Source organism: Streptomyces phaeofaciens, assembly GCF_014648915.1.
GTDB classification, from domain to species: domain Bacteria; phylum Actinomycetota; class Actinomycetes; order Streptomycetales; family Streptomycetaceae; genus Streptomyces; species Streptomyces phaeofaciens.
In genome coordinates, this window is record NZ_BMSA01000013.1 from 163,773 (window position 1) to 182,263 (window position 18,491).

Annotated in this window: 18 protein-coding genes; 12 read left to right on the forward strand and 6 right to left on the reverse strand. The window is 71.9% G+C overall.

The window, feature by feature from the left end; all coding sequences use genetic code 11:
• Positions 1–184 precede the first annotated feature (184 nt).
• Positions 185–1,081, reverse strand: coding sequence for a 16S rRNA (cytidine(1402)-2'-O)-methyltransferase (gene rsmI, locus IE275_RS22485; RefSeq protein ID WP_189713151.1), 897 nt, complete (start codon positions 1,079–1,081; stop codon positions 185–187).
• 61 nt (positions 1,082–1,142) lie between these two features.
• On the opposite strand from rsmI, the gene IE275_RS22490 reads away from it, so the two are divergent.
• The 4 genes from IE275_RS22490 (at position 1,143) to IE275_RS22505 (ending at position 7,522) form a co-directional block, all read left to right on the forward strand.
• Positions 1,143–2,909 carry a dolichyl-phosphate-mannose--protein mannosyltransferase gene (locus IE275_RS22490; protein ID WP_189713152.1) on the forward strand — a complete coding sequence of 589 codons (1,767 nt, stop codon included), beginning with the start codon at positions 1,143–1,145 and terminating at the stop codon, positions 2,907–2,909.
• 206 nt (positions 2,910–3,115) lie between these two features.
• Complete coding sequence (locus IE275_RS22495; protein WP_189713153.1) at positions 3,116–3,892, forward strand: hypothetical protein; 777 nt, start codon at positions 3,116–3,118, stop codon at positions 3,890–3,892.
• 189 nt (positions 3,893–4,081) lie between these two features.
• Positions 4,082–5,710 (forward strand): penicillin-binding transpeptidase domain-containing protein, encoded by a 1,629-nt coding sequence (locus IE275_RS22500; protein WP_189713154.1) that lies wholly within the window; start codon positions 4,082–4,084, stop codon positions 5,708–5,710.
• A gap of 153 nt (positions 5,711–5,863) precedes the next feature.
• Positions 5,864–7,522, forward strand: coding sequence for a penicillin-binding transpeptidase domain-containing protein (locus IE275_RS22505; RefSeq protein ID WP_189713155.1), 1,659 nt, complete (start codon positions 5,864–5,866; stop codon positions 7,520–7,522).
• Between the two features lie 24 nt (positions 7,523–7,546).
• Here the strand turns inward: IE275_RS22505 and IE275_RS22510 are convergent, their stop codons facing one another.
• The gene (locus tag IE275_RS22510; protein ID WP_189713156.1) at positions 7,547–7,900 is read right to left on the reverse strand and encodes an SsgA family sporulation/cell division regulator; all 354 of its coding nucleotides are present in this window, start codon (positions 7,898–7,900) and stop codon (positions 7,547–7,549) included.
• Between the two features lie 221 nt (positions 7,901–8,121).
• Between IE275_RS22510 and IE275_RS22515 the strand changes: the two genes are divergently transcribed.
• From IE275_RS22515 to IE275_RS22540, 6 genes are all read left to right on the forward strand, one after another.
• Positions 8,122–9,177 (forward strand): energy-coupling factor ABC transporter permease, encoded by a 1,056-nt coding sequence (locus IE275_RS22515; protein ID WP_189713157.1) that lies wholly within the window; start codon positions 8,122–8,124, stop codon positions 9,175–9,177.
• 1 nt (position 9,178) lies between these two features.
• Positions 9,179–9,940 (forward strand): cobalt ECF transporter T component CbiQ, encoded by a 762-nt coding sequence (gene cbiQ, locus IE275_RS22520; protein ID WP_189713158.1) that lies wholly within the window; start codon positions 9,179–9,181, stop codon positions 9,938–9,940.
• A complete protein-coding gene (locus tag IE275_RS22525; protein WP_189713159.1) occupies positions 9,928–10,689 on the forward strand; it encodes an energy-coupling factor ABC transporter ATP-binding protein in 762 nt (253 codons plus the stop codon). Before cbiQ ends, IE275_RS22525 begins: the two co-directional genes overlap by 13 nt.
• Positions 10,686–11,147: a MarR family winged helix-turn-helix transcriptional regulator gene (locus IE275_RS22530; protein WP_189713160.1), complete on the forward strand. Its 462-nt coding sequence runs from the start codon at positions 10,686–10,688 to the stop codon at positions 11,145–11,147. The genes IE275_RS22525 and IE275_RS22530 overlap by 4 nt, the downstream gene beginning before the upstream one ends.
• A 195-nt stretch (positions 11,148–11,342) precedes the next feature.
• Positions 11,343–11,747, forward strand: coding sequence for an organic hydroperoxide resistance protein (locus IE275_RS22535; protein WP_194539873.1), 405 nt, complete (start codon positions 11,343–11,345; stop codon positions 11,745–11,747).
• A gap of 73 nt (positions 11,748–11,820) precedes the next feature.
• The gene (locus IE275_RS22540; RefSeq protein WP_189713162.1) at positions 11,821–12,993 is read left to right on the forward strand and encodes a serine hydrolase domain-containing protein; all 1,173 of its coding nucleotides are present in this window, start codon (positions 11,821–11,823) and stop codon (positions 12,991–12,993) included.
• Positions 12,994–13,042: 49 nt separating this feature from the next.
• Here the strand turns inward: IE275_RS22540 and IE275_RS22545 are convergent, their stop codons facing one another.
• Positions 13,043–13,318, reverse strand: coding sequence for a DUF1876 domain-containing protein (locus IE275_RS22545; RefSeq protein ID WP_189713163.1), 276 nt, complete (start codon positions 13,316–13,318; stop codon positions 13,043–13,045).
• 272 nt (positions 13,319–13,590) lie between these two features.
• On the opposite strand from IE275_RS22545, the gene IE275_RS22550 reads away from it, so the two are divergent.
• On the forward strand, positions 13,591–13,980 hold the full coding sequence (locus tag IE275_RS22550) for a VOC family protein (RefSeq protein WP_189713164.1): 390 nt from the start codon (positions 13,591–13,593) through the stop codon (positions 13,978–13,980).
• A gap of 39 nt (positions 13,981–14,019) precedes the next feature.
• On the opposite strand, the gene IE275_RS22555 is transcribed toward IE275_RS22550, so the two are convergent.
• The 3 genes from IE275_RS22555 to IE275_RS22565 are packed head-to-tail and all read right to left on the reverse strand — an operon-like array spanning position 14,020 to position 16,187.
• Positions 14,020–14,865: an EamA family transporter gene (locus IE275_RS22555; RefSeq protein ID WP_189713165.1), complete on the reverse strand. Its 846-nt coding sequence runs from the start codon at positions 14,863–14,865 to the stop codon at positions 14,020–14,022.
• Positions 14,862–15,350 (reverse strand): YbaK/EbsC family protein, encoded by a 489-nt coding sequence (locus IE275_RS22560; RefSeq protein WP_189713166.1) that lies wholly within the window; start codon positions 15,348–15,350, stop codon positions 14,862–14,864. The genes IE275_RS22555 and IE275_RS22560 overlap by 4 nt, the downstream gene beginning before the upstream one ends.
• A 9-nt stretch (positions 15,351–15,359) precedes the next feature.
• Positions 15,360–16,187, reverse strand: a complete 828-nt coding sequence (locus tag IE275_RS22565) for an MHYT domain-containing protein (protein WP_189713167.1) — start codon at positions 16,185–16,187, stop codon at positions 15,360–15,362.
• Between the two features lie 296 nt (positions 16,188–16,483).
• On the opposite strand from IE275_RS22565, the gene IE275_RS22570 reads away from it, so the two are divergent.
• Positions 16,484–18,451, forward strand: a complete 1,968-nt coding sequence (locus tag IE275_RS22570) for a YncE family protein (protein WP_189713168.1) — start codon at positions 16,484–16,486, stop codon at positions 18,449–18,451.
• Positions 18,452–18,491: the final 40 nt, after the last annotated feature.

The window sequence follows — 18,491 nt, forward strand, 5'->3', positions numbered from 1 at the left end:
CGAGTGTTGGATCCGTTTTGGACTTTCCTTGCCATAACGGCCCTGCGGGCAGGGGCTGAACTTTGCCTTCCGCTCCCGCGCTTTGCCCGCACATGGGGCGCACGCTCATCCGGCATGCGCCCTGCTCAGAGGGGTTGTGCGCGGGGTGTGAGCCCCCTCACGGGCACCCCGTCACAGCACCCCGTCACAGCACCCCGGCGCCCTTCGCCGCCACGACCGCGTCGAACACCTGCCGCTTGGGCAGTCCGGCCTCCACGGCGACCGCCGCGATGGCCTCCTTGCGGCGCTCGCCCGCCTCCTCGCGCACCCGGACCCGGCGGACGAGTTCGGCCGCGTCGAGTTCCTCGGGGCCGCGTTCGGGCGCACCGCAGACGACGACGGTGATCTCGCCGCGCACGCCCTCGGCCGCCCACTCCGCCAGCTCGCCCAGCGGGCCGCGCCGGACCTCCTCGTACGTCTTGGTCAGTTCGCGGCAGACGGCGGCGCGCCGGTCCGTCCCGAAGACCTCGGCCATCGCGGCGAGCGTGTCGTCGAGGCGGTGCGGGGCCTCGAAGTAGACGAGGGTGCGCCGCTCCTCGGCGACCTCCCGCAGCCGGGACAGCCGCTCGCCCGCCTTCCGCGGCAGGAAGCCCTCGAAGCAGAAACGGTCGACGGGCAGCCCGGACAGGGCGAGCGCGGTGAGCACGGCGGACGGCCCCGGCACGGCGGTCACCCGGATGTCCTGCTCGACGGCGGCGGCCACCAGCCGGTACCCGGGGTCGGACACCGACGGCATCCCCGCGTCCGTCACCAGCAGCACCCGGGCGCCGCCGAGCAGCTCCTCGACCAGCTCGGGCGTCCGCGCGGACTCGTTCCCCTCGAAGTACGACACCACCCGCCCCTTGGGCATCACGCCCAGCGCCTGCGTGAGCCGACGCAGCCGGCGCGTGTCCTCGGCGGCCACGACATCGGCCCCGGCCAGCTCCTGGGCGAGCCGGGGCGGGGCGTCGGCGATCTCACCGATGGGCGTACCGGCGAGAACGAGGATTCCGGGCCGGCCTCCGGCGGGGGCTGCGGACTTGGTTCCGGGAGCAACTGTCACGTTTCCATCCTCGCAGGCCCATGCACGGGACTCACACAGACCTGTTCCCTACGATGGCGCGGTGACCAGTACCGCGTCCTCCATGGACTCCACGGGCTCCACTGACCACCGGCCCGTCCCGGCACCGCACGACCAGCGGCCGTCGTCGTGGCAGCAGCGGCTGCGCCGTTTCGGATACACGGCGGGGCGGCCGGTCGGCGACGTCCGGGAGCGGCTGGTGCCGCCGTACGCGCAGCCCGCCCCGCGGCTGTGGCAGTCGCTCGGCCTGCCGCCGGTGTGGACCGACCGGATCCTGCGCTGGTCGGGGTGGGGCGGTCCGCTGCTGATCACGCTGGTGGCCGGGGTGATCCGGTTCTGGAACCTGGGCAGCCCCGAGAAGGTGATATTCGACGAGACGTACTACGCCAAGGACGCGTGGGCGCTCGTCCACCGCGGGTTCGAGGTCAACTGGGACAAGAACGCCAACGACCTCATCCTCTCCTCCGGCGGCCATGTCACCGTCCCGACGGACGCGGCGTACGTGGTGCATCCGCCGGTCGGCAAGTACGTGATCGGGCTGGGCGAGCTGTTGTTCGGCTTCGACCCGTTCGGCTGGCGGTTCATGACGGCGCTGCTCGGCACGCTCAGCGTGCTGATGCTCTGCCGGATCGGCCGCCGGCTGTTCCGCTCCACCTTCCTGGGCTGCCTGGCCGGCGCCCTGATGGCCGTGGACGGGTTGCACTTCGTGATGAGCCGCACCGCGCTGCTCGACGGGGTGCTGATGTTCTTCGTGCTGGCGGCGTTCGGCTGTCTGGTCGTGGACCGCGACAGGGCGCGCGAACGGCTCGCCGCTGCGCTCCCGCCGGACGTGGACGGCCGCTGCCGTCCGGACGCGCACATCGCGGAGACCACCCGCCTCGGTCTGCGCCCCTGGCGCTGGGCGGCCGGTGTGATGTTCGGCCTGGCCATCGGCACCAAGTGGAACGGCCTGTACATCATGGCCGCGTTCCTGCTGATGACGGTCCTGTGGGACGTCGGCTCCCGCAAGGTGGCCGGTGCGCGCCGGCCGTACCTGGCGGTGCTGAAGCACGACACGGGTCTGACGTTCCTGGCCACCGTCCCGGTCGCGCTGGTCACCTATCTGGTGTCGTGGACGGGCTGGATCCTCTCCCCGAGCGACGGCTCCGGCGGCTACTACCGCAACTGGGCGGCCACCGACGGCAAGGGCGGCAACTGGACCTGGCTCTTCCCGGACTGGCTGCGCAGCCTGTGGCACTACGAGCACGAGGTGTTCGAGTTCCACACCCACCTCACCTCGCCGCACACCTATCAGTCCAACCCGTGGAGCTGGCTGGTCCTGGGCCGCCCGGTCTCGTACTTCTACGAGTCCCCGGCGCCCGGCGCGGACGGCTGCCCGACGGACGCGGGCGAGAAGTGCGCGCGCGAGGTGCTGGCGATCGGCACCCCGCTGCTGTGGTGGGCGGCCTGCTTCGCGGTCCTGTACGTGCTGTGGCGCTGGATCTTCCGCCGCGACTGGCGCGCGGGCGCGATCGCCTGCGGCATCGCGGCCGGCTACCTGCCCTGGTTCATGTACCAGGAGCGCACGATCTTCCTCTTCTACGCCGTCGTCTTCCTTCCGTTCCTGTGTCTTGCGGTCGCGATGATGATCGGCGCCCTCGTCGGCCCACCGGGCTCGAGCGACACCCGCCGCGTGGCCGGCGCCACGGGCGCGGGCGTCCTGGTCCTGCTGATCGCCTGGAACTTCATCTACTTCTGGCCCCTGTACACGGGGACGGCGATCCCGATCGACGACTGGCGGTCGCGGATGTGGCTGGACACGTGGGTGTAGCGGGACACGTGGGTGTAGCGGGACAGGTGGGTGTAGCGGGACAGGTGGGTCGGCCGGGGCGGTCCTAGGACGTCCGTTCGCCGCCGTTCGGGTGGAACGCGCGCTTTAGAACGGTCCGTAACGATCGGTGCCGGTACGGTCACGGCGGCGCCACGGGGTCGCCGTCGCCCCGCGTGCGGCCGCCGGGCGCCGGTAGACATCGGGCCGTGAGCACATCGAGAAGCCCGAAGATCGACACCTGGACCGGCGTCGCCACGCTCCTCGTGGCCGTCGTCGCCCTGGTGGCCGACCACTACACCGACCTCCCCGAGTGGCTGGGGTCCGCCTGCGCGCTGGTCATCGGGGGCACGGTCACCTTCGCCGCGTGGCGATGGCTGCGCCCGGGCACGCACCCCACGCTCCAACGGAACCTGCTGGTGGGGCTCCTGGCCCTGGTGACCGTGGCCGGGTCGGTCCTGGCCTGGTCCGACGCCGGCCCCCGGGCCGACGGGCGCAAGGACCGGGCCGACGCCAAGAACGTCTCCGCGCGGGAGATCGCCCAGGGCATCACCGTCACCAGGATCGGCGACAACGTGCCGGGCGCGGACGCGGAACTGACGGTCGACGCCTGCCTGGAGATGTCCGGCACCGGGCGCGTCCCCGAGGGCTGGGGGCTCTGGCTGGCCAACAACCGGGACCCCGCGGGCACGCCCGGGGTGGGCGGCTTCTGGAGTCTCCAGCGCGCCCGCCAGACCGACGGGGGGACGACCTGGCACATCGACACGTTCGGCGTCGGCGAAGAGGCCGGCGACACCGGCAACGAGTTCTGGCTGTACGTGTTCCTGGTGCCCGCGCCGTCCGACGCCGTGCTGAGCAGCCTGCTGGCGGACGCCCCCGGGGTGCAGACCCGCCCGGCCGGGTCGGAGCCGGTGGCCCAGTACCGCGTGAAGCGCGACGCGGTGCTCAACTGCCCTTGGTTCGAGAGGAACAAGAAGCGGTCCTGACCCCGCCCCCCGCACATCTCCGTTCGGACAACTTCCGGCACAACTTCTGGCACAAGTTCCGGAAACCCTCGTCACAGGAGCCCCTTGGTCCGCCTACAGTTCGGAATGCGGCCAGCCGTTCTGAACACGTTCAGAAACGTGCGGAGGGGCTCACGGAGGCCGACGGGGTGAACGGGGAGGACAAGAGACATGCACAAGGGGGCCAAAGCCGCGATAGTCGGCTCGGTGTTCGCCGTGATGGTGGGCGGGGCCGGGTACGGCGCCTTCAACCTCGTGGACGCGCTGAACGGGGGTGGCGGCGAGGCCGGTGGGAGCGGTCCCGCACCGGTGAGAACCGGGCCGCCGAGCGCGGCGGAGGTAAAGGAGACCGGCGCCGATTTCCTGGCGGCCTGGCAGAAGGGGGAGGCGGCGTCGGCGGCCGCGCTCACCAACAACGCGGAGAAGGCCGGTCCGCTGCTGACCTCGTACGGCCAGGCGGCCCACATCACGGGCGTGAAGATCACACCCGGCGCGGCCACCGGGGCCACCGTGCCGTTCACCGTCAAGGCGACGGTGTCGTACGACGGGAAGTCCCAGCCGCTCTCCTACCGGAGCTCGTTGACGGTGGTGCGCGGGGTCACCACCGGCAAGGCCCTGGTCGACTGGCAGCCGTCGGTCGTCCACCCCGAGCTGACGGACATGGACGACACCCTGGTCACGGGCGAGTCCTCGGCACCGCCGATCGAGGCGGTGGACCGCGACGGCAAGGTGCTGACGAAGGAGAAGTACCCCTCCCTGGGGCCGATCCTGGACCAGCTGCGCGAGAAGTACGGCGAGAAGGCGGGCGGTACGCCCGGCGTCGAGCTGGCGATCCACCACGCCGACCCGAACGCCGCCGACACCCCGCTGCTGACCCTCGCGAAGGGCAAGGCCGGCAAGCTGCCCACCACGCTCAGCGCGGGCGTCCAGGCGGCCGCGGAACAGGCGGTGACCCAGTACGCGGAGTCCTCCGTGGTGGCCGTCGAACCGAGCACCGGCGAGGTGCTCGCGGTCGCCAACCACCGCAAGGACGGCTGGAACGCGGCCTTCCTCGGCCAGGTCGCCCCCGGCTCCACCCTGAAGATCCTCAGCGCCGCCACCTTCATCGACAACGGGATCACCACCGCCGACGGGCCGGCGCCCTGCACGCCGGACGCCGTGTGGCAGAGCCAGACCTTCCACAACATCGACGGCATGAAGCCGAACGAGAACGCGACCCTGTCGGAGAGCTTCGCCCGCTCCTGCAACACGGCGTTCGTGAAGTACGCGGACGCCGTGAAGGTCGACACCCTCACGAAGGAGGCCACGGACCGCTTCGGGATCGGCCTGAACTGGCAGACCGGCATCCCGTCCTTCGACGGCTCCGTCCCGGCCTCCGGCGGCCCGGACACCGCGGCCAACCTGATCGGCCAGGGCCAGGTGCAGATGAACCCGCTGAACATGGCCTCGGTGACGGCGACCGCGATGACCGGCGCCTTCCACCAGCCGGTGATCGTGCCGAAGAGCCTCGACGGCCGTGAACTGGCCCGCGCGCGCGGCCTGTCGGCGGACACCGTGGCCCAGCTGCGCGCCATGATGAACCGCACCGCGACCAGCGGCACCGCGGCCGAGGTGATGCGCGGGCTGGGCGACCGGATCGGCGCGAAGACCGGCTCGGCCGAGGTCGACGGACAGGCCAGGTCCAACAGCTGGTTCACCGGCTACCGCGACGACATCGCCGCGGCGGCGATGGTCCAGGACGGCGGCCACGGGGTCGACGCGTCCGGCCCGATCGTCGCGCAGGTGCTGCGGGCAGGGTAGCGACGCGACGCGCCGGGGGTGGCTGACGTCACAGATGGTGTCACCCGCACAGCACGGGACTCTAGGGTGGTTGTCGTCGTTGGGGTGCGTGAGGACAACGAGGGCATCGGGGCGCGGGGGCCCTGCCCCTGGGGATCCGGAGGATCACAGGTCGTGGGCAAGAGAAGGCGCGTCGACGAGCGGCGCAGCAAGCGGCGGCCGGCCGTCGTCGGCGGCATGATCGCGGTCGTCGTCGGCGGCGCCGGGATCGGCGTCTACGCGCTGTACGGCGGAGCGGCCGCCGAGGACCGTGCGGCCGAGAAGCCCGTCGTCAAGACCGGCCCGCTGTCGGCGACCGAGGTCACCACCGCGGCGCGGACGTTCCTTTCGGCCTGGCAGCAGGGCAAGGTGACCCGGGCGGCGGCCGGCACCGACGACACGGCGGCCGCCACCGCCCTGCTGACCGGCTACACCGAGGACGCCCGCATCACGGACGTCACCCTCACCCCCGGTGCCCGCACGGGCGACAAGGTGCCGTTCACCGTCAAGGGCACGGTGACGTACAAGAAGGTCAGCAAGCCGGTCTCGTACGACAGCGCGCTGACCGTCGTCCGGCGGGCCAAGGACGGCAAGCCGCTGGTCGACTGGCACGCGTCCGTGGTGCACCCCGATCTCACGGACGGGGACACCCTGGTGACCGGCGAGGCGGGCGACCCGCCCGTCAAGGCGCTGGACCGGGACGGCGGGGAGCTCACCGCCGCCGACTACCCCTCCCTGGGCAGCGTGCTGGACGGCCTGCGCGAGAAGTACGGCAAGAAGGCGGGCGGTACGGCGGGCGTCGAACTGCGCGTGGTGCGCGGCAAGGCGGCGAAGGCGAAGAAGGCCTCCGACAAGACGCTCGTGGAGCTGAGCAAGGGCACGCCGGGCACGGTCGAGACGACGCTCAGCCCGACGCTCCAGGCCGCCGCCGAGAAGCAGGTGGCGGCGAGCTCGCGCGCGTCGGTCGTCGTGCTGCGTCCGTCGACGGGCGAGATCCTCGCGGTGGCCAACAGCAGCCACGGCTTCGACGTGGCACTCCAGGGCTCCCTGGCGCCGGGTTCCACGATGAAGGTCATCACGTCGTCGCTGCTCATCGAGAAGGGCCTGGCGTCGGTGGACAAGACGCATCCGTGTCCGAAGTACTTCACGTACGGCGGCTGGAAGTTCCAGAACGACGACAAGTTCGAGATCAAGGGCGGCACGTTCAAGGCGAGCTTCGCCCGTTCCTGCAACACGGCCTTCATCAGCCAGGCGGGCGAGCTGGACGACGACAGCCTGACCAAGCAGGCCCAGCAGGTCTTCGGCCTGTCGATGAACAACTGGGCGGTCGGGGTGCCCACCGTCGACGGCTCCGTGCCGGTGCAGTCGGCGGCCCAGAAGGCGGCGGAGCTGATCGGGCAGGGCGGGGTGCGGATGAATCCGCTGAACATGGCGTCGGTCGCCGCGACGGTGAAGTCGGGCACCTTCCACCAGCCGTACCTGGTCGCCCCGTCGGTCGACGGCCGCACGCTGGCCACCGCCTCGCGCACCATGTCCTCGGACACGCTGTCGCAGCTGCGGGAGCTGATGAACTACACCGCCGCGTACGGCACGGCCGCCGAGGCGATGTCCGGTCTCGGCCCCGACTACGGCGCCAAGACCGGCTCGGCGGAGGTCGACAACCAGAAGAAGCCCAACGGCTGGTTCACGGCCTACCGGGGCGATCTCGCCGCGGCCGGTGTCGTCCAGGCGGGCGGCCACGGCGGCGACACGGCGGGTCCGATCGTGGCGTCCCTGCTGAAGACGGGCGGCTGACCCGGCCGACCCGCACCGGCGGGCTCAGCGGACGACCGGCTCGCCGGCCAGGTACGTCCGGCGCAGAAAGCGCATCAGCGTCTTGGAGTCGAACTCCACGACGGAGACGCCGCGCGCGGAGTGGAACTCGACGACGGCCTGGACCCGGCCGCACGGCCACACCCGTACCTCTCCGGTGCCGGCCGGAGCGCGCAGGCCCTGTTCGAGGAGGGTGCGGGCGAACGTCCACTCGTGCCGGTCGGGAAGACCGAAGTGCACCGAGCGGGGATCGTCGTCGGGGTCGTAGCGCAGAACGACGGGGACGGCCGCGCGTTCCTCTTCGACCATGTCCGCGTCCGTGACGATGTGGGCGCGCGCATACTGTTCGACTACAGACATCGACCGGCCCTCTCACCCTGCGTGACCCGTGCGGAAGCTGTGCGTCTACTCCCCCTCCAATGTCGCACAAATTCCGGAATGCGCCGCTCCGCGCCGTCCGGTCTCCCGTTCGCGCAGGATCCCTATCTCACGTGTGCGATATCCGCGGCGGTGCACCCCGGGCGATAAAACCAGACACTCGCTCTTGCGAACCATTCGCATTAAGCCACTATCATCGACGGGTGCACGTACCCGACGGATTCATCAACGCCCCGACCTCCGCCGCCGCCGGAGTCGTCGCCGCCGGCGCCATCGCGGTGAGCCTGCGCGGCGCGCGCCGCGAACTCGACGAACGCACGGCGCCGCTGGCCGGCCTGGTCGCGGCGTTCATCTTCGCCGTGCAGATGCTGAACTTCCCCGTCGCGGCGGGAACCAGCGGCCATCTGCTCGGCGGCGCGCTCGCCGCGATACTCGTGGGCCCCTTCACCGGGGTCCTGTGCGTGTCCGTGGTCCTGCTGATGCAGGGCATCCTCTTCGCCGACGGCGGACTGACCGCGCTCGGCGTGAACATCACCGTCATGGCCTGTGTGACGACGGTCGTCGCGTACACCGTCTTCCGCGGCCTGGTGAAGGTGCTGCCGCACACCCGCCGTTCGGTGACCGTGGCCTCCTTCACCGCCGCGCTCCTGTCCGTCCCGGGCGCCGCCCTCGCCTTCACCCTCATCTACTGGATCGGCGGCACCACCGACATCGCGATCGGCAAGGTCGCCACCGCGATGGTCGGCGTGCACGTGCTGATCGGCATCGGCGAGGCCGTGATCACCGCGCTGACCGTGGGCGCCGTCATCGCCGTCCGCCCGGACCTCGTCCACGGCGCGCGCGGCCTCGGGCAGCGGCTCCAGCTGCGGGTGAACGGCGAACTCGTCGACGCGCCCCCGGCCGAGAAGGCGCGCACGGCGCCTGCGGCGGCGCGCACCTCCCGGCGCACGCTGTGGCTCACCGGTCTGGTCACCTCCCTCGTCCTCGCCGGCTTCGTCAGCTTCTACGCCTCGGCCGACCCCGACGGCCTGGAGAAGGTCGCCGCCGACAAGGGCATCGACGCGAAGGTCGAGGATCACGCGGCCGCCGACTCCCCGCTCGCCGACTACGGCGTCAAGGACGTCCAGAACGCCCGGCTGTCCGGCGGCCTCGCCGGTGTGATCGGCGTCGGCGTGACCGTCGTCGCGGGCAGCACGGTGTTCTGGGCCGTGCGCAGGCGCCGCACGGACGCCGTGTCCCCGGCGAGCACGAGCGTCTGACATGGGAGCGGGACACGCGCACCGGTTGTACCGGCACGGGCATTCACCGGTGCACACCCTGCCGCCGCACACCAAGCTGGCCGCCACCTTCGCCTTCGTGGTCGTCGTCGTGTCGACGCCGCGGGAGGCGATGTGGGCGTTCGGCCTGTACGCGCTGCTGCTCGCCGTCGTCGCGCACCGCGCGCGCGTGCCGGCCGGTTTTCTGCTGAAGCGGCTGCTGATCGAGGTGCCGTTCGTGGCGTTCGCGGTGCTGATGCCGTTCGTGGCGGAGGGCGAGCGGGTGGACGTCCTCGGGCTGTCCCTGAGCGTCAACGGCCTCTGGGGCGCCTGGAACGTCCTCGCCAAGGGCACCCTGGGCGTCGCCGCCTCCGTACTGCTGGCCGCCACCACCGAGCTGCGCGCCCTCCTGCTGGGCCTCCAGCGCCTGAGGCTGCCCCCGCTGCTGGTGCAGATCGCCTCCTTCATGATCCGCTACGGCGACCTCATCACGGACGAGATGCGGCGCATGCGGATCGCCCGCGAGTCACGCGGGTTCGAGGCGCGCGGCGTACGCCACTGGGGAGTGCTCGCGAAGTCGGCGGGCGCCCTGTTCATCCGCTCCTACGAGCGCGGCGAGCGGGTGCACCTGGCCATGGTCAGCAGGGGGTACGCCGGTTCGATGCCGGTGATCGACGAGGTGACCGCGACCCGGGCGCAGTGGTCGTACGCCTTCGCCCTGCCGGTCGCCGCCCTGGTCGTCTGCATGGTGGGATGGATCCTGTGAGCACTGCTTCCCTGGAGGTCTCCGGCCTCGCCTTCGCCTACCCCGACGGCCATCAGGCCCTGTTCGGCGTGGACTTCTCGATCGCGCGCGGGGAGCGGGTCGCGCTGCTCGGACCGAACGGCGCCGGCAAGACGACCCTCGTCCTGCACCTGAACGGCATCCTGGGCGGCGGCACCGGCGCGGTGACGGTCGCCGGACTGCCCGTCGGCAAGCGGCACATGGCGGAGATCCGGCGCAAGGTCGGCATCGTCTTCCAGGACCCGGACGACCAGCTGTTCATGCCGACGGTCCGCGAGGACGTCGCCTTCGGGCCGGCCGCGGCCGGGATGAAGGGCGCCGAGCTGGAGGAGCGGGTGGACCGCGCGCTCGCGCAGGTCGGGATGGCGGAGTTCAAGGACCGCCCACCGCACCATCTCTCCTTCGGGCAGCGCCGCCGGGTCGCCGTCGCGACCGTGCTCGCCATGGAGCCGGAGATCCTCGTCCTGGACGAGCCGTCGTCCAACCTCGACCCCGCCTCCCGCCGCGAACTCGCCGACATCCTGCGCTCGTTGGACGTCACCGTCCTGATGGTCACGCACGACCTGCCGTACGCGCTCGAACTGTGCCCGCGCGCCCTGATCCTGAGCGACGGCGTGATCGCGGCGGACGGGCGCACGGGCGAGCTGCTCGCCGACGAGACGCTGATGCGCGCGCATCGGCTCGAGCTGCCCTTCGGATTCGACCCGCGCACCGCGACAATGGGCGCGTGACGAACCAGGAGACCGACGGCTCACTGCGGCTCGACGACCAGCTGTGCTTCGCGCTGTACGCGGCGCAGCGCGCGGTGACGTCCGCCTACCGCCCGCTCCTCGACGAACTCGGCCTGACCTATCCGCAGTACCTCGTGCTGCTGGTGCTGTGGGAGCGCGGCGAGACGACCGTCAAGGAGCTGGCGGCCGCGCTGCGGCTCGACTACGGCACGGTGTCGCCGCTGTTGAAGCGGCTGGAGGCGGCGGGGCTGGTGCGCCGGGAGCGCTCCGCACGGGACGAGCGCTCGGTGCTCGTGGCGTGCACCGGGCGCGGCGAGGAGCTGAAGGGGCGCGCGGAGCGTGTCCCCGGCGCGCTGCTCGCGGCGACGGAGCTGGCGGGCGCGGAGGTCGCGCGGTTGCGCGAGGAGCTGTGGCAGCTCGCGGAGAGGGCGCACGGCGCGGCGGACCGGGCGCACTGACGCCCGGCGCTGGGTAGTCCCCCACGCCACCGCCCCTCACACGAGGTTACCCGCGGTTACCACCCCCCTGGCCATGGAGCACATCCCTACCGGCCGGTACCTTGTGCACGATGTAATTGTGAACATCCTGGGGGAGGTACCGCCGTGACAGAAGCCGCCGCAGCCGAGACCGTCGACACCCGTCCGACGAAGATCATGTACGTCGCCGAGGCCACCGCGCACGGCGGTCGCGACGGCTTCGTGACCAGCCAGGACGGGCAGATCAAGCTGAAAGTGGCGATGCCGCCGGCCATGGGCGGGGACGGCAACGGCACCAACCCGGAACAGCTCTTCGCGGCCGGCTACAGCTCCTGCTTCCACAACGCGCTGATCCTCGTCGGCAACCGGGCCGGCTACGACCTGACCGGCTCCACGGTCGCCGCGAAGGTCGGCATCGGACCGAACCGGACCAAGGGGTACGGGCTCGCCGTCGCCCTCAGCGTCTCCCTCCCCGTCCTCGACGCGGACCTCGCCGCGAAGCTGGTCGACGCGGCGCACGAGGTGTGCCCGTACTCGAACGCCACCCGCGGCAACATCGATGTAACGATCCTCCTGGGCTGACCGGACGCAGGAATCGCAGGCTTCACGGGCGTGTTCCCCTGGAGTCGAAGGCGAGACGAAAGGGCGTGCGGGCGTGGACGTGCACGGTGCGGTGGCCGAGGGCTTCGAGCCGGTCCGGGAGGCGTTCGCGCGGAACTTCGAGGTGCTCGGGGACCGGGGCGCGGCCGTGGCCGTCTACCGGGACGGGCACCGCGTCGTGGACCTGTGGGGCGGCACCCGGGACGTCGACGGCACCGCGCCCTGGGAGCACGGCACCGCGCAGATCGTGCGGTCCGCCACCAAGGGCGTCGCCGCCGCCGTCCTCCTCCTGCTGCACCAGCGCGGCGAACTGGACCTGGACGCGCCGGTGGGCTCGTACTGGCCCGAGTACAAGGCGGCAGGCAAGGAGCGGACCCTCGTATGGCATCTGCTCGCCCACCGGGCGGGCGTGCCCGTGCTGGACCGGCCGCTGACGCCCGCCGAGGCCGCCGACCCCGACCTCGGCGCCGCGGCCGTCGCCGCGCAGGCACCGGCCTGGGAGCCGGGCACGGGCCACGGCTACCACGCGCAGACGTACAGCTGGCTGACGGGCGAGCTGGTGCGGCGGATCACCGGGCGGACCGTCGGCGAGTGGATCGCCGACGAGATCGCCGGACCGCTCGACGCCGACCTCTGGGTCGGACTCCCGGCGGCGCGGCGCGCCCGGGTGGGGCGCGTGGGCCAGATCGACGCGCCGGCGCAGACCGGGACCCTCAGGACCCGGCCCAAGCAGTCCGTCGCCGACGCCTACGCCGACCCGGACTCCCTCACCCGGCGCGCCTTCGCCGCGATCACCCCGCTGCCCGACGAGAACGACCCGGGCTACCGGGCCGCCGTCCTGCCCGCCTCCAACGGCATCGCGACCGCCGACGGCCTCGCCCGCTTCTACGCCTCACTCATCGGCGAAGTGGACGGCGGGACACGGCTGTTCACCCCGGAGACGGCGGAGCTGGCCCGGGGCGAGCGGTCCGCCGGCGCGGACCGGGTGCTCGTGGTGCACACCCGGTTCGGCCTCGGGCCCATGCTGCACGGCGCCGCCTCCCCGCTGCTGTCCCCCACCTCCTTCGGCCACCCGGGCCGCGGCGGCGCCCTCGGCCTCGCCGACCCGGAGTCCGGCCTCGCGTTCGGCTATGTCACCAACGGCTTCCGGACGAGCGTGACGGCGGACCCGCGGGCGCAGGCACTGCTGCGGGCGGTACGGACGGCCGCGGCGGCCGCAGCCCGCTGAACGGGCCCGCGGCCCGGTGGCGGCCGTCCGGCCCGCCCGCGGCAGCGCCTCAGACGTTGATGGAATGCGACGTCCGCCCCGACGCCTCGTCGATCTCCGTGTGCGCCTTGGTGAGCAGCCGCATGGCGATCTCGTTCAGGGCGCGGGCGCCGGCGATCTCCTCGCCGACTCTCGGCTGGTCGGAGTCGATCTGGTGGCGGACGGCATGACCGTGCGCCCGGATCTCGCTGCCGTCGGGCAAGCGGACCAGAGCGGCCGCGTCCGTGTGCCGGCCGTCCTCCTTGAACTCCAGCTCGACATGCCATCCCACAGTGGTGTGCATCATGACGATCACCTCCGGAACACCTGCTTCCAGGGTGCGCCTCCGGACGCGCCCCCGCACCCAGTCGGCCGGCACCCCTGGCGGAAAACCCCGTTGCCACGGCTCCGCGCCGCGCACTAGCGTCGGCCGGGTGACTGCCGGGTCGGCCATGGGCCACGCACGAGTGAGGCGCCCGGCCTCGGCGTGAGCCCGAGGCGGGCGCGAGCCCCGCCGTTCCTCCGCGTCTTCCCTTCCTACAGCTCAGGAATGCCACCGGGACACGGAGAACCCCTCAGATGACCACGATCGCCCAGCTCGACCACACCGCCGTCTACGCGCACGACCGCCGCCGCTCGGCCGAGTTCCTCGCCGGGATCCTCGGCCTGGAGGTCGGTGCCCCCTTCGGCCCCTTCCTCCCCGTCGACCTCGGCAACGGGGTGACGCTCGACTACTACGAGAAGCGCGACGAACCGATCCAGTCCCAGCACTACGCCTTCCTCGTGCCCGAGGAGGAGTTCGACGGGATGATCGCCCGGCTGGAGGCGGCGGGGGTCACCTACCACGCCGACCCCTCGCACACCGAACCCGGCCGGATCAACCGCCTGTTCGGCGGCCGGGGCGCGTACTTCACCGACCCGGACGGCCACAACATGGAGATCATGACCCGCCCGTACGTCCGGCCCTAGGGGGCGTCTCTCCGATCTTCGGAGGGCCCCCAGGCGCTGTCACCCCGCCCGCAGCATCAGCCCGATGCCGGCCACGAGCAGCACGGCCGCGGCGATGCGGGGTGCGCCGAAGCGCTCCTTGAAGAACAGGGCCCCGATCGCCGCTCCGACGATGATCGACGACTCGCGCAGGGCGGCGACGGGGGCCAGTTCGGCGCGGGTCTGGGCCCACAGGACGAGGGCGTAGGCGGCGACGGAGAGCGCCGCGCCGAACAGGCCGAGGGCGGCGAACGGGCGCAGCCGCGCGAGGGTTTCGCCCCGCAGGCGGGTGACCGCGTACGCCGGGATGGCGGCGCCCTGAAGGGCCATCAGCCAGGCGATGTAGCCGAGCGGGGAACCGGCGGCGCGGACGCCGAGCCCGTCGACGACGGTGTACGCGGCGATGGTCAGCCCGGTCGCCAGGGCGGCGCCGATCGCCGCCCAGTCGGGCCGGCGCCCGCGCAGTCCCCACAGGGCGACGCCGGTCAGCCCGGCACAGGACAGCGCGATGCCGGCGGCGGCCCAGCCGTCGGGCACCTCGTGGGCGAACACGGCGGCCAGGGCGGTGACGACGAGGGGCGCGGAGCCGCGCGCGATGGGGTACGCCTGGCCGAAGTCGCCCAGCCGGAAGGCCAGCATCAGCAGGGACTGGTACACGATGTGGATGACGGCGGAGCCGAGCAGGTACGGCCACGCGTCGGCCGCCGGGAGCCGGGTGAACGGCAGCAGCGCGAGCCCGATCAGCATCCCGCCGCCCGAGATCAGCGTGAAGCCGACGAGTTTGTCGGTGATCCGGTGGGCGATGGCGTTCCAGCCGGCGTGGGTGACCGCGGCGAGCAGGACGGCCGTGGCGACCAGCGGCGTCACGAAGTGCGCTCGCGCACGTCCACGAGCGTCGCGGCGGCGTGGGCGACGAGGGCCTGGGGTTCCATGGGGAACACGGCGTGCGGGTCGCCGGCCGCGGCCCACACCTCGTCGTGCGCGAGCAGCGCGCGGTCGGCGAGGACGCGGGTGCGGGTGCGGTGCCCGAACGGCGGGACGCCCCCGATCGCGTACCCGGTGGTCTCGCGTACGACGTCGGCGGCGGCCCGGGTGACGCGTTCGGCGCCGAGTTCCCTGCGCACCAGCTCGACGTCGACCCGGGACGCGCCGTCCATGAGGACCAGCACCGGCTCCCCGTCCGCCGCGAAGATCAGCGACTTGCAGATCTGGCTCAGCTCGCAGCCGATCGCGGCGGCGGCCTCGGCGGCGGTCCTGGTCGCGTCGGGGAAGCGGCGGACGCGCGGCGGCACGTCGTCGAGTCCGAGGGCCTCCAGGGCCTGGGTGAAGCGGGGGTGCGCGCCTGTCGTCATGGACGCACGCTAGTGGTGCGTGTAGGGCGCAGGCGACTCGATTACCGGTTCGGTCGAGAAGACCGGGACCGCCAGGGTCTCCGGGGCCTCCCGCTCGTCGTCCCCGAGCATCATGTCGGGGTCGAACATGACGATGACGCCGGCGATCAGCAGCACCGACAGCGGGCCGACGAGCATGACCAGGAGGAACGACAGCAGGCTCGCCGAGGACTGCGCGACCTCGGTCTGGCTGGTGAGGTGGACCGAGACGGCGGCCATGCCGGTGTAGTGCATGCCGGTCACGGCGATGCCCATCACGAGGCTGGCGCCCAGGCTGGACCAGAGCCCGTGGATGGAGACGGCCGCCCACAGGGCCGCGGTGGCGGCGACGACGGCGATCACCATGGACGTGACGACGGTCGGCACGGAGTAGTGCAGGGTGCCGTGGGTCTGCATGGCCGCCATGCCGAGGTAGTGCATGGCCGCCACGCCGAGTCCGGTGACGGTGCCGGCGATGCCGAGGTTCAGCGGCGCGACGCCCCGGTAGCCGACGAGGAAGACGCCGACGGCGACGACGGCGATCGCCACCGCGAGGCTGAGCAGGGTCATCGCGGGGTCGTAGCTGACCAGCGCGCCCTGGACGCTGAAGCCGATCATGGCGATGAAGTGCATGGCCCAGATGCCGCAGCCGAGGGAGACGGCGCCCAGCATCAGCCAGCCGGCCCGGTGGCCGCCCCGGGTCCGGCGCAGGGAACGGGTGGTGCACCGCAGGCCCAGTCCCGCGCCGAGGCAGGCCATCACATACGCGGCGATGGGCGTCACGGCTCCGTAGTAGAAGTCGGAGACGGTGGCGTTCATGCGGTCCCTTCCCTGGGGCACGGGGCGAGGGGGCCGAGCGGTCCGGAGTGACCAGATCTAGCCACCCGGCCGAATTGTTTCTAATTCAATCACATGAGCCACACCCTTCCCACACATCCGGACCGTCCCCCCGGATCCACGGACCCCGGCGGCAAACCCGCTTCAGCATTGTCACTGGCATGCCATACGCTGCCGCTCAGCGGCGTTCGCGCGCCCCGACGCGGGCGCGAGGGGGGATGCCGCTCCTTCGACTCGCCCGGCGGACACCGGGCTTCCATCTGGGGGTTCACATCACTGTGCGCAGGCGCAGCATCTCGACCGCGACCACGCTCGCGGTCGTCTTCAGCTCCGTGGCCATCGCCGCGGGCTCGGCGGGGGTCGCCGCGGCCGACTCCGCCAAGACCCTTCCGGTGACCTCGGTCGGCGACCTGGTCGTCGACGGCGCCCACCAGCGGGTCTACGTCTCCGACCCGACCAGCGGCAAGATCGTCGTCACCGACTACGCGGGGACCGTGAAGGCGACGCTCACCGGCCTGTCCGGCGTGTCCGGCCTCGCGCTGTCCGCCGACTCGGGACAGGTCTACGCGGCCGTGAAGAACGGCAACCGGATCGTCTCCGTGGAGACGGGGACGTACACCGAGACCGCGAGCTACCCGGTGGGCGCGGCGCCCGTCGACCTCGAGGTCGTGGACGGCCGGATCTGGTTCGGCTACGGCACCGACTTCGGCTCGCTCGACGTCTCCGGCGCCGAGCCCGTCGTCCGGCTCCACCAGCGCGGGGACGTCGACTTCTTCGGCGGCACCACCCTGCTGGGCTCCGACCCGTCCGCCCCGGGCGTCCTGGTGGCGGGCACCGGCGGCGGGCTCGCCGTGTACGACGTCACGGCCGACGGCGCCACGCTGCGGGTCAAGGGCAGCATGGACACGTCCGTGAAGCAGCTGGACCTCACGCCCGACGGCAGCCGGGTCCTCACCTCGTGGGACGGCACCGGCAACGGCTACGGCCTGCCCGCCTACTCGACCACCGACCTGAACGAGGTGGCGAGTTACCCGATCGACGCGTACCCGAACGCGGTGCGGATCGCGCCCGACGGCAGCGTCGCGGGCGGCAGCTCCTCCTGGTACGAGCCGGACGTCCACATCCACCGGCCGGGCGAGACGACGCCGGTGCGGGAGTACGACTTCCCCAACACCGGCAACAGCAGCGGCTCCGACACCCTGGTGGACGGCGCGCTGGCCTGGGCGCCGGACAGCAGCCGGGTGTTCGCGGTCTCCGTGAACACGTACGGCACGTACACCCTGCGCACCCTGACCGACCCCACCAAGGAGCTGCCGAAGCTCACGGTGGCGGCCCCGGCGAAGGCGGAGCGCGCCAAGAAGCTCACCGTCACCGGCAAGCTGACGTCCAGGACGGCGCTCCCTGCGGGCACCGCCCTCAAGGTCACCCGGACGGACGTCGAGTCGCCGAGCGGCAGGACGCTGCCCGCCGTCACCACGAAGGCGGACGGCAGCTTCTCCTTCGCGGACACCCCGCCGGCCGGCGGCAAGGTCACCTACAAGGTGTCCTTCGCGGGCGACGCGACCCACGCGGCCGCCTCGGGCGCCGACGCGGTGGAGGTCTCCCGCAAGGCGACCACGCTCACCCTGACGAACAACGGCAAGCTGTACGCGTACGGCAAGGACGTCACGTTCACCGCGCACCTCGGCTCGACGTACAAGAACCGCACGGTCGCGATCTACGCGGACCCCTTCGGCTCCGACAAGCCGAAGAAGCTGCTCAAGAGCGCCAAGGTGAACTCCCAGGGCAATCTGTCGGCGGTCGTCGACATGACCCGGGACACCACGGTCACCGCCGTCTTCGCGGGTGACGCCCGCTCCGCCGCCAAGACCGCGAAGTCGACCGCGTACGCGCTGGCCAAGGTCTCCACCACCGTCTCCAAGCACTACAGGACGGGGAAGATCGGCTCCACGACGTACTACTACTTCCGCAAGAACACCGACCCGGTGTTCACCACGACCATGAACTACTACGCGGGCCGCAAGCAGCGGTTCCAGCTCCAGGTCTACTACCAGGGCTCCTGGTACGACTCCGGGTCCGAGTACTTCGCCCTGGCCACCAACGGCAAGTCGGCCGTGAGCCTGGAGGCGCCGGGCGAGTCCGGCATCCGCGCCCGGATGCGCTCGTCGTACATCAACGGGTCCTCCGGCGACAGCGTCAACTCCACGACCCACGGCGCCTGGAAGTACATGGCCTTCACCAACTGACCCGGCCCACCAACAGGACGGCGCGCCCACCCCGCGAAGG

Excerpts from the sequence above, each read along its gene's own strand:
- IE275_RS22545 (WP_189713163.1), bottom strand. The coding sequence starts at position 13,318 with ATGATGCACACCACTGTGGGATGGCATGTCGAGCTGGAGTTCAAGGAG.
- cbiQ (WP_189713158.1), top strand. The coding sequence starts at position 9,179 with ATGGGAGCGGGACACGCGCACCGGTTGTACCGGCACGGGCATTCACCG.
- IE275_RS22560 (WP_189713166.1), bottom strand. The coding sequence starts at position 15,350 with ATGACGACAGGCGCGCACCCCCGCTTCACCCAGGCCCTGGAGGCCCTC.
- IE275_RS22550 (WP_189713164.1), top strand. The coding sequence starts at position 13,591 with ATGACCACGATCGCCCAGCTCGACCACACCGCCGTCTACGCGCACGAC.
- IE275_RS22565 (WP_189713167.1), bottom strand. The coding sequence starts at position 16,187 with ATGAACGCCACCGTCTCCGACTTCTACTACGGAGCCGTGACGCCCATC.
- IE275_RS22535 (WP_194539873.1), top strand. The coding sequence starts at position 11,343 with ATGTACGTCGCCGAGGCCACCGCGCACGGCGGTCGCGACGGCTTCGTG.
- IE275_RS22510 (WP_189713156.1), bottom strand. The coding sequence starts at position 7,900 with ATGTCTGTAGTCGAACAGTATGCGCGCGCCCACATCGTCACGGACGCG.
- IE275_RS22525 (WP_189713159.1), top strand. The coding sequence starts at position 9,928 with ATGGATCCTGTGAGCACTGCTTCCCTGGAGGTCTCCGGCCTCGCCTTC.
- IE275_RS22500 (WP_189713154.1), top strand. The coding sequence starts at position 4,082 with ATGCACAAGGGGGCCAAAGCCGCGATAGTCGGCTCGGTGTTCGCCGTG.